We start from the raw sequence: 10303 nt of genomic DNA on the forward strand, positions 1-10303 counted from the left end.
GGTCAGGTGACCGAGGTCGGATTTCAGATGCCATTCGCCTCTGCCGTCGAGCGCTGCCCGCGCGCGATCCTGAGGAAGCGACGCAGCCGATCCAGGGGCCAGGTGTTGATCACTTCGTCGCGCTCCACCCAGCCGCGCTGGGCGGTGGCCACTCCGAAGCGGATGTGGTCGAAATGGCGGACGGCGTGGGCGTCGGTGTCGATGGCGAACACCACCCCGTACCGGCGAGCCCGGCGGGCCAGTTCGTCGTCGAGGTCGAGCCGGTCGGGAAACGCGTTGATCTCCAATGCCGTTCCGGTACGGGCGGCTGCGGCGAATACCGCATCGGCATCGAACTCGACCGGTGGCCGGCGGCCGAGGATGCGAGTAGTGGGATGACCGATGATCTTGACGTACGGATTTTCCATCGCGGTGATCAGCCGGCGGGTGAGCACGTCGGGCGGCTGGTCGAAATGAGAGTGCAGCGAGGCGACGAGCACGTCGAATCCGGACAGGAACTCATCGTCCCAGTCGAGACTGCCGTCGGCGGCGATGTTCAACTCCGAACCGTGGAGCACGGCGATGCCGGAATGTTGTGCGAGCGTGCGTAATTCGGCGCGTTGAGCCAGGGCCTTGGCGCGGGTCATGCGCTGCATCGCCAGCGCCGGGGCGTGATCGGTGATGGCACAGTATTGATAGCCGCGTGCCGCGGCCGCGGCGACCATGTCGGCGGCCGAGGCCAGGCCATCGGTGAGGTCGGTGTGGACGTGCAGATCGCCGACGATATCGCAGACCCGCACCAGTTCGGGCAGCCCGCCGGCGGCCGCGGCCTCCACCTCTCCGCGGTCCTCGCGCAGGGTGGGTGGAATCCACGGCAGTCCGAGGGCGGCATAGATCTCCTCCTCGGTACCGGCGGCCACCAGCCGATCGTCGTCGACCCGGAACAGCCGGTACTCGCTGAGTTTGTATCCGGCGTGCACGGCGCGTTCGCGAATGCGGATGTTATGGGCCTTGGACCCGGTGAAATACAGCAGCGCGGCCCCCCACGTGTCGTCGGGAACCACCCGTAGATCCACCTGAATACCCGCGGTGGTAACCACCGACGACTTCGTCGGACCGTGCGCTAGCACCCGATCGGTCAACGGCAGGCCGCAGAACCGGTTCATGACCTCAGGCGCGTCGGCCGCGTCGGCCGCCGCCAGCAGATCGACGTCACCCACGGTGTCGCGCATGCGACGCAGCGACCCTGCGTAGGCGGCGCGGCACACCCCCGGCATGGCCGACAGCCGGGCGCGGAGGTCCTCGGCAAGGTCGAGCGCGACCGCTATCGGGGTGCGCTGCCCGGTTTCGCGCATGCTCCGGATAGCACGCGCGAGATTGCGCTCACTGATCTCACCCCATCCCTTCAGCCGGGCCAAATCGCCGGCATGCAGGGCGGTCACCAGCTCGGGCATCGACGATATGCCCAGTTCCTGGTACACCTGGTGTGCCCGTTTGGGTCCGAGCCCGGGAACACCGAGCAGAGCGCGCAGGCCCGCGGGCAGCTGAGCGTGCAATTCGTCGAGATCGGCGATGTGGCCGGTACGGCGCAACTCCAGCAACCGGTCGGCGGTGTGGGCACCGACATCGGCGATGGCCAGCAGGCCCTTGCGGTCCAGCGTATCGAGTTCGACGGGACAACCGGCCACCGCGCGGGCTGCTTTCTCGTAGGACCGCACCCGGTACCGATCGCCGCCGGAGATCGCGATCAGATCCGCAATCTCCCGCAATTGTTGTGCGGCAACATCGTTCGACCGCATGACAGCCTCCTGCCGCGAACCCGGGTCATCGACGTGCCTGTTCCGCCGGCCGGGCTGCGCCATCTGTGTTCATTCGGCGGTGAGTAGTCCATAGTGACCGTCGTAGCGGTGGTAGAGGATGCAGCCGCGGTGACGGTCCTGGTCGGTGAAGAACACGAACGGCCACCCGGTGAGCTCGAGGCGTTCGATGGCGCCGGTGGTCGTCGTCACCGGCGGGGGTGCCGGGCTGAGCGTGATCGGTACGCTGCCGCGTGTGACGCTGTCGGGCCGCGGGTCCACCTGAGCGAGTCGGTAGCCGTCGCCGCTGCGGTAGAGCACGCTGTCGACGCCGCTGCCGGACTCGGTGAACAGGTGGAAGTCGTAGTCCGTCATCTCCATATCGAAGGCGGCTTCGTCACACGTCTCGTCGGCCAGCGCATACGACTTGTGCCGCACCACCTCGCGTTCTTCGGCCGGGCGCGGGAAGTAGGGAAGAGGGGTGCGGGGTGGGGCGTCGTGCCGCCATTCGTGCGGGTCCGGCTTCGGTTGCCGGCCGCGAATGCCTTCCCAATGCCGGGCCAGGCGTTCGAATCGCTCCTTCAACCGGGCCTCGAGCAGGTCGATCGCTTCCCGGACGGTGTCGGCGGTGACCTGAACTCGTATTCCGTGTCCGTTCACATTCACGTTGGCCTGGGCGATGCTCGGTTTCGTGGCCGCGGGATCCGCGCGCTCGCTCAGGCGAACGCGTGCGGACAAGATCGGCTCGGGAGCGAAAGTGAGTGCGTGGCCGATCTTTTCGCGCGCGTAGTCGACCGCGCCGGCCGAAACGTGGTGGCCGCTCGAAACCTGCAGCAGGGAATCGGTGCTCGTTGCTCGTGGACCTCTCATGTCTGCAACCTGCCTTTGTCTCATGAAGTCCGTATCGGATGGCGGTGGCGATCAGTGCTCGACGAGACCGACCGAGGACTTGTCGGAACTCCTTCGGCTCGGCTCGCACTTCCAGCACATCGTGCGGAGCTGGTGTCCGGCCAGGGGCGAAGTTCCTCGGTCCTGCCCACCGAAGTCCTGACCGGTGAGGTATGCGGGGAAGGCCTGCGGCAGCCCGCCCCTGGTGCGGGACCGAAGTCCCGCGTGGCGGGTGGACTACCTTGCGGTTGCGCGTGCCGATGCGGGAAGAGGTTCGTCGTTGTGCAGGGCTGCGACGGCGTCGGCGAGTAGCGGCGCGATCGAGCACACCTCGAATTCGGGTGGGAGGTCGCGGTGGGCGACGGTGTCGGTGAGGAGTATGCGTTTCAGGCCGAATCGACGCAGGTGGCCCACCGCGCCGTGGGTGAACACGCCGTGCGTGGCCGCGACGATGACGTCGGGTGCGGCGTGGCGACTGCGTAGCAGCCCGAGCGCGGTGCTGATCGTGGCGCCGGTGGAGATCATGTCGTCGACGATCACCGGCAACCGGCCCCGCACGTCGCCGATCAGCTCGAGTGCGGTGACCTCGGTGCCGCTCAGGCGGCGTTTGCGCACCACAGCAAGAGGGTTCGGCGACACTTGGGCATAGCGCTCGGCCAGTTTCACCGCGCCCTCGTCGGGCGCGACGACCACACGGTCCGACAGGGCGATCTCGCGGCCCAGGACGGGCACGGCGGTGAGTATCTCGACCGGAACAGGGCAGATCGCCTCCAGGGCCGAAGTATGCGGATCCACGACCACCAGGCGGTCCGCACCCGCGGCGGCGATGGCCCGGGTGAACACCGCGACTCCGACGGCTTGCCCGGCACGGATGCGTCGGTCCTGGCGGGCGTAGCCGAGGTAGGGCATGACTGCCGTCACCCGCGCCGCGTGGGCACGGCGGCAGGCGTCGAGCAGCAGCAGCAATTCCGCGAGGTGGTCGTTGACCGGCGGCGGGGTCGGTTGCACCAGGTACACGTCGCTGCCGCCGACGTTCTCGACGGTCGGGAGCAGTTCGCCGTCGGGAAACCGTTCCAGCACGGTGTCGGGCGGGCCCACGCCCAGCAGGTTCGCGAGTGCACCGGCCAACTCCGGATTCGCACTGCCAGTGATGATGCGCAGCGTGGTCATGATCGCGTCGTGTCCTTCCCGGTCGCGGTCTGTCCTGCATCGTTCTCAGATATGTACGGATGGCCGGCTCATCCGCAGGTGGGCCACGAACCAGCCCCGGGCGAGGTCGGCGACGCTCTCCAGTGCATCCGGTTGCGTGAACAGATGGTCGGCGCCGGGCACCACCGTGACGGTGCTCGCGCACAACATCGTCGCTTGCGCCCGCTGGTTCGACTTCAAGGTGAGCGGATCATCGCCACCGGCGATGAGCAGGGTAGGTGTCCGCACCCGCGTCATGGCGTCGCGAGCCAGGTCGGGCCGGCCGCTTCGGGATACCACGGTGGCGATGTCGACCCGGGGGTCGGTAGTCGCCCGCAGCGCTGCCGCAGTCCCGGTGTCGGTTCCGAAGTACGCGATCCTCAGGCCCTCGGTGTGTGGTTGGTGGGTGAGCCAGTCGGTGACGTCCACCAGTCGGTCCGCGAGCAGGTCGATATCGAAAACCCGGGCTCGGTGAATCTCCTCGTCCGGGGTGAGCAGGTCGAACAGCAGGGTGCCGAGTCCCTCCTGCTGGAGTACTGCGGCGAGGTAGCGGTTGCGGGGGCTGTGGCGGCTACTTCCGCTGGGGTGCGCGAATACGACCAAGCCGATCGGGTCGGCGGGGATGGTGAGATGCCCGCGCAGTTCGATGTTTCCGGTGATCACGTGCACGTCGTCGTCGCGCAGCGGGGGCGGTCCGGGCTCGGCGTGCGGCGGTTCGGGGGCACCTGTGGCCGCGCGGTCCAGCAGTTCGGCAATGTCGTCGTCGGAGGGCCGCGGGAAGCTGCGGTACCACTGGCCCACGGTGTGCGACCATGCCGGGGTTTCGAGGCAGATCACCTCGTCGGCCTCGCGTTTCAGGGTGTTCACCGCCTCGCGGGCGGCGACCGGTACGGCGAGCACCACCCTCGTTGCGCCGTGGGCGCGGGCGATCCGGCAGGCGGCGCGGGCGCTGGCTCCGGTGACCATCCCGTCATCGACGATCACGGCGGTGCGCCCGGCCACGGGGGTCGGTGGATGCCCGTGCCGGAATCGAGCGGCCCGGCGGGTGATTTCCGCCCGCTCGCGATGCTCGACCTCGGCCATCTCGTCCACGGTGAGTTGCGCTTGCTCGACGATGAACTCGTTGATGACGCGGACATCCTCGCCGATGGCCCCGAAAGCGAGTTCGGGTTGGTGTGGCACGCCGAGCCTGCGTACCGGAATCACATCCAGCGGTGCCCCGAGCGCTGTGGCGACCTCGAATGCCACCGGAACGCCGCCGCGGGGGATCCCGAGCACCACCATGTCCTCACCGTCCAAGGACTGCAATGGCACTGCCAGCCGTCGACCGGCGTCGCCACGATCGATGAACAACATGAGATCACCTCCTCGAGATCCGGAACGGTGTACACGTCGTCAGCGACCTGCCCTGTGCCCACCCGTTCAGCAGTGGACCGACGCGGCCTGTTTCGCGGCCTCGGCCGTAGCGGGCGGCAGCTGCTTCGGTTCCCTTCCCGTGGTGGCCGTGGTTCGCCGGAGCCGATCAGTGTCCGGTGGATGGGGTGGTCAAATGCTCGCGCATGAGGAGGCGGTGAGCCTGCTGGGCTGCGGCCGATCGATGCTCCTGGCCGGTGGTCGGTAGCTCCTCGAGGCCGCGGGCGAGTACCGCTACCGCATCACCGAGCAGTTGCAGGCGGTGTTCGAGGGCGTCCATCCGGCTGCCGTCGCCGGGCCCCGCCGGCCTCGCGGTGTGCCGCGCACCTTCGGGGTAGCCGCGCAACAGCTCTCTCATCGGTGCCGGGAGCACCGCGAACAAGCCGTCGAACTGGCCGGAGGAGCAGCGTTGCAGCATCACCTCGGTCACCGCGCCCACCAGGCCGGGCACCTGGTCGCGGGGGACCCTGGCTTCATGAGCGAACTGGGCGAGGAATTCGTCGGTGCCGTGCCGGACCGGTACATGGCCGGGCACCCAGTCCTCGTAGTAGACGCCGCGCAAAATTTCGGGCAATTGCGCGGTCAGACGGGCCGATGCCGCGACATCGAGGCGATCGCGCACAGTGTGCAGCCAGGCGCACACCACACGGTAGGTGAAGGCGCGGTCCTCGGTGCCGATCCGGTCGGCGACCGCATGGAGCCATTCGTGGGCGGTATGAACTGCCGGTGCCAGGGGATCGTGCTGCAATGACATGCATCCAGCGTCGGACCGCAGGCGGCGCGCAACAAGGGTCCGATGTCACTTCACAGCAGGCGACGATGCGGTATATCCGCCACCGGTTCATGCCGGCCGGGTAGCGATGGCCCGCGCGCAAGGCCCCGCCACGTGTGAGCCCGTCGCCGGCTGCTGTGATCAGCATCGTTGCCGCATCCCGGCGTGGGGGCAATATCGACAATGATTCGCACGAGCGGCTGGGGGCCGCATCGACGACGTCATGAACGTTTCCGGACACCGAATCTCCACGGCCGAAGTGGAATCCGCGTTGGTCAGCCACCCGGCAGTCGCTCAATCCGCAGTCGTCGGCACCGCAGACGACACCACCGGACAGGCGATCGCCGCCTTCGTCGTACTCCGCAACGGCAACGAGCACACCGTCGACGAACAGCTTGCCTCCGAACTCCGTTTGTTGTTCTCCCGCTTGCACCGAACTGGAAGCTCCGCCGCACCAGCAGTTCTGGGCTCGTGCTGCTGACCGGGCCAGGGCCGGTCGTATCTGTCCTGGATCCTTGGATTCGAGACGGCCGAGGCTGGCGGTCGAGGATCACTGATCCAGCAGGTCCCGAAATCTCAGATTCTGATCTCGATCTCGCGCGCGGCCGGACGGAGTGACCGCCACGCTGCTGGTCTTCGATAAGTGGGAAGTATAGGAACCCAAGCGCCGCAACAGTTCCGGCCCTCGTCGTCGCCCGTGGCGGTACAGTCACGATGTCACATTCGCGGCGGCGTCTGCGATGTGCTGCTGACCGGGCTTATGAGCCGCAGAGAGCAGAAGCGCACTTCAGTGACTTCGGGGCCGTGCCGGGCCATGATGATGTGCCACCGCTGGATGTCCTGCGGACATACCTGGCCGGCTGCTGTGTCGAGTACGAACGCGAGCCCCTGCTGCCACGCGATCTGTCCGACGAGAACTGACCCACTGCGCCCGAACGAGCCGGGCTTCACGGTTCCGTAGTGCCGGAAGGTTTCTCGCTGTTGCGGTGGCCGGTGCGCGACCACGGCAACAGCGTCTCGAGGACCTCGAGCGCAGCCTGTCGCTTGCCGGCGTCATCATTGGCGTACGCGGCGCGCGCCGTCGGAGCGACGATGAAAATCACGACGGCCGCGGCGAGGAGCAACACCGCGAGGACTACGACGACCACCCCGACCGGGAGGACGTACCCCGCACCGCCGATAGCCGCGAAACCGCCGGCCTTCTTGGCGAAGCTGACCAGATCTGTCATGGCCGCGCACCATAGGGACGGGGGTGCCACCGCCCTCGGGACCGAGGACCCAGCCGTCTGGGTGCAGCGCGCCGGAACAAGCGAACATGTTGATCATCAGCATTTCCATCAGGCGTTGATCGTTTCCCAGACCCGGCCGCACCGGAACTGGTGCGCTTGGTGCGTTTCGGTGCATTTTGGTGCGCTTTGGTGCACTGTCGTCCGTCTTGAAACCTTGGTTTCGAGACATCTGGAGGGCACGCATTGCAGACGGCCGGATTGTCGTGGTCCGCAGTCTCGGGATCTGTCTGACAAAAGCGGGTCACAACGCAAACCGCCGACGGCGAGGACGGCGCCGGCCGACAGGTGGAGGGTCGTGGACTTTCGGCACTTCCCGGGTGGTGCTCTCGGTGTGATCCTGGATTGCACCGGGCACCCTCCCGGTGTCTGCTCGAGACGGTGGCTCAGTCTGCAGATTCGGCCCGAGCCACTGCAAGAGGTGAAACGTCGGATTCTCGGTGGTGCCTGACCGACGCAGGCTCGTCCTCGAACGGGCATAACCAAATAAGCGCAATGCTCGTCGTGTCGTGACAGCGGCGGGCATTGCCGCTTATCCAGGCAGCGCGCTCAGCCCGCGGTTGCCCGGCGGCGCAAGCCGTCCCGCGGGCAGCAGGGCACGTCGCCTGTGATCTTCGACGTAGTGACCTGGGTTGGGTCATCCTGGCGGTGGTGGATTCCGCGAATATCCTTGCGTTGCTTGCGGTCTCCGGCGGCTGTTGCCGTGATCGTGGTGGGAGTCGCGCTACTGGTCATCGGTATGTCGGTGCGCGGGTTCCTCCGCCCACCGATGTCGCTGCCGGCGCATCACGATCTGCACCCGGTCGCGGCCAGCGCGCTCGGTCTGATCATCTGGACGACCCAGTCGCTGACCTCGGCACCGTTCTACGGCGCCATCGCCATGATGGCCGACGAGACCAATACCTCGCGCCTGGGACTGTCTACGGTCTTCGTCGTGATCGCGGTCGCGCCCGTCGCCGGGCTCACGGTCGCGCTGTTGCTCTGTCCCACCGAGGCCGGACATCGCATGCTCGCTCACCTGCAGGCAGCACTGCCCATGACATCGCGGGTGGTCGCGGCCATCCTCATCGTCGCCGCCGTTGTCGCAGCCACCATCGGACTGACGATCATCCTCGGATAGCTGCGCGGGCTCGGACAGCCATCAACGGGTCGGAAGGCTCGATCTGTGATGTCGGAGATTCATGGGCGGACCGGCCGCGGATCTCGCCGGCCGACCTCGACGAGGATTGGCCAGTCGGCTTCCGGGTCGCCCCACCAGGTGCGGTCGTTGTCGACGATGCCGATGATTGTCGGCTCCGACGCGTGCTCGGCCAGGATCAGGTTCGCCGTCCACGAGTTCTTCATCGAGATCGACGAGAAGCGCAAGCGCAAATAGTGGCCTTTACCCTGGCGAGAAGTCTGATTTCGCCCGGCGACCACGGTCGGAAGGAACGCTTGGGTGGTGCCGAGCATGTCCGCGGCCCGGCCCATCGTGTAGGCGGGGTCGTCGTCGGACTTCTCGTTCACGGTGGGCGATTCAGAAATCGTGCGGCCTCCATACGCCGAAACGCCCCGGTGCCATGGGACACCGGGGCGCTGAAAGGGGGAATGTACTTACGTCTTCCGACATGTAACCGAAGCGTCGGAGATCACACGGACCACATGTGCTTCCGAGTGACCCGACGGGCAACTCCTCCCTTCTCCTCACGGGTTAATTCAACTTTCCGTTGCACTTCATTTCTTGCCCGGCGGGCGGCGAGACCGTCGTACTTGCTGGTCCCGCGCCCGCCGTCCTTCCTCTCACGGGCAGTTCATCATCTCCCGTGCCATCTGGACACTTTCTTCGCTTCCGACAAGACAGAAGCTACCGCACCATCCGATGGATGTCTACTGTCGCCACTACAGGTTTTCTGGTCCGCCTCGGCGGGGCATCCCGCTGAGTCATGGGGTGTGGCATGGTGGAGTGCGGGTACGGGTTGTTGCAGTGATCGCCCGGCTCGCAACAGGAAGTTACGAAAAGTACATGTCACAAGGCACCGTGAAGTGGTTCAACGGCGAAAAGGGCTTCGGATTCATCGCCCAGGACGAGGGCGGCCCCGACGTTTTCGTCCACTACTCCGAGATTTCCGGCTCCGGCTACAAGTCCCTGGATGAGGGCCAGCGAGTCGAGTTCGAGGTCGGCCAAGGCCAGAAGGGCCCGCAGGCCCAAAGCGTCCGCGCGATCTAGAGCCGACAGACAGTGAAGCCCGCACCATCGGTGCGGGCTTCCTCGCTTTCCGGACCCGGCACCGGCGGCTCACGCCGGGCGGATCCGACCGGCGCGGACCGTCCCGACTCGGGTAGGTGGCTGTTGAACGGCAGGAGTGAGCAGCTGCAGCGGCCACCGATACGGGTACGACCCCGGCGCGGCCGGTTCTGTGGGCGCCTCGCTGGGATACTTCCAGTCATGGGGATCGAGGCTGTGCAGGGGACCGGCCGCAGGGGACACACACCACGCGGGAACCACGCCGACAGGCTGGCGCGGTCAGCGCCCGGCGCGGCCGTGCCCGACCGGGCCGCTACCGCAACCCGCACGTCCACGGCTATCACAGCACCTCGCCCACGCCGATCCTGGCTGTCCTCGGGGCGCTGGTGGGTGGTGTGGTCCTGCTCCTGGTGGTGCTGGCTCTCACCCATGCCCACACCACCCGCACCGGCGACGACACCACCCCCGGGCAGGTGAGCACCGCGCCCGCGGTGGCGCCACAACGAGTCCAGCCGACGACGGAGGCCGCGCCGGCGCGGCCGTGCTACCCGTTTCAGCCCTGCTGATCCGCACGACCTCGCAATTCCGCCCAGGTCGCTGAACGCTGAGTTCAGGCCTGGATGCGCGGCCTATCGGCGGTATAGGTGACCGGCCAGCGGGTGACTCCTGGCGAATGTGGTTGGCCGGTGCCGTATTCGATGGTGGCGGGCGATTCGCCGGTGCGGGCCAGGGCCGAGGTGACGTTGAGGCGGATCAC

General features: G+C 67.1%; 10 protein-coding genes and 1 pseudogene. 4 read left to right on the forward strand and 7 right to left on the reverse strand.

The genetic code is table 11. The features are described 5' to 3' along the window. Positions 1–23: 23 nt before the first annotated feature. From polX to A5780_RS20835, 5 genes are all read right to left on the reverse strand, one after another. Positions 24–1778 carry a DNA polymerase/3'-5' exonuclease PolX gene (gene polX, locus A5780_RS20815; RefSeq protein ID WP_156769584.1) on the reverse strand — a complete coding sequence of 585 codons (1755 nt, stop codon included), beginning with the start codon at positions 1776–1778 and terminating at the stop codon, positions 24–26. A 69-nt stretch (positions 1779–1847) separates the two neighbouring features. Then, the gene (locus A5780_RS20820; protein WP_064909340.1) at positions 1848–2645 is read right to left on the reverse strand and encodes an HPF/RaiA family ribosome-associated protein; all 798 of its coding nucleotides are present in this window, start codon (positions 2643–2645) and stop codon (positions 1848–1850) included. A 255-nt stretch (positions 2646–2900) separates the two neighbouring features. Continuing rightward, positions 2901–3833: a ribose-phosphate pyrophosphokinase gene (locus A5780_RS20825; protein ID WP_181064122.1), complete on the reverse strand. Its 933-nt coding sequence runs from the start codon at positions 3831–3833 to the stop codon at positions 2901–2903. Positions 3834–3878: 45 nt separating this feature from the next. Then, the gene (locus A5780_RS20830; protein ID WP_064909341.1) at positions 3879–5207 is read right to left on the reverse strand and encodes a phosphoribosyltransferase family protein; all 1329 of its coding nucleotides are present in this window, start codon (positions 5205–5207) and stop codon (positions 3879–3881) included. Between the two features lie 166 nt (positions 5208–5373). Then, positions 5374–6018: a DUF2267 domain-containing protein gene (locus tag A5780_RS20835; RefSeq protein WP_064909342.1), complete on the reverse strand. Its 645-nt coding sequence runs from the start codon at positions 6016–6018 to the stop codon at positions 5374–5376. A gap of 223 nt (positions 6019–6241) precedes the next feature. Between A5780_RS20835 and A5780_RS20840 the strand changes: the two are divergent. Then, positions 6242–6448, forward strand: a pseudogene (locus A5780_RS20840) (acetyl-coenzyme A synthetase); the annotation flags it as partial. Positions 6449–6983: 535 nt separating this feature from the next. On the opposite strand, the gene A5780_RS20845 reads toward A5780_RS20840, so the two are convergent. After that, positions 6984–7265 carry a hypothetical protein gene (locus A5780_RS20845; protein WP_064909344.1) on the reverse strand — a complete coding sequence of 94 codons (282 nt, stop codon included), beginning with the start codon at positions 7263–7265 and terminating at the stop codon, positions 6984–6986. A 736-nt stretch (positions 7266–8001) separates the two neighbouring features. Here A5780_RS20845 and A5780_RS20850 point away from each other — a divergent pair. Then, entirely contained in the window at positions 8002–8442 is a 441-nt protein-coding gene (locus A5780_RS20850) for a hypothetical protein (protein WP_156769585.1), read from the forward strand. A 59-nt stretch (positions 8443–8501) separates the two neighbouring features. On the opposite strand, the gene A5780_RS41165 is transcribed toward A5780_RS20850, so the two are convergent. Next, a complete protein-coding gene (locus tag A5780_RS41165; RefSeq protein WP_064909346.1) occupies positions 8502–8828 on the reverse strand; it encodes a hypothetical protein in 327 nt (108 codons plus the stop codon). 496 nt (positions 8829–9324) lie between these two features. Here A5780_RS41165 and A5780_RS20860 point away from each other — a divergent pair, with 496 nt between their 5' ends. Both A5780_RS20860 and A5780_RS20865 read left to right on the forward strand, forming a co-directional pair. Next, entirely contained in the window at positions 9325–9528 is a 204-nt protein-coding gene (locus tag A5780_RS20860) for a cold-shock protein (RefSeq protein WP_063019649.1), read from the forward strand. A gap of 404 nt (positions 9529–9932) precedes the next feature. Next, positions 9933–10112 carry a hypothetical protein gene (locus A5780_RS20865; protein ID WP_064909347.1) on the forward strand — a complete coding sequence of 60 codons (180 nt, stop codon included), beginning with the start codon at positions 9933–9935 and terminating at the stop codon, positions 10110–10112. Positions 10113–10303 lie beyond the last annotated feature (191 nt).

Source organism: Nocardia sp. 852002-20019_SCH5090214, assembly GCF_001665865.1.
In the GTDB taxonomy this organism is placed as follows: Bacteria; Actinomycetota; Actinomycetes; order Mycobacteriales; family Mycobacteriaceae; genus Nocardia; species Nocardia nova.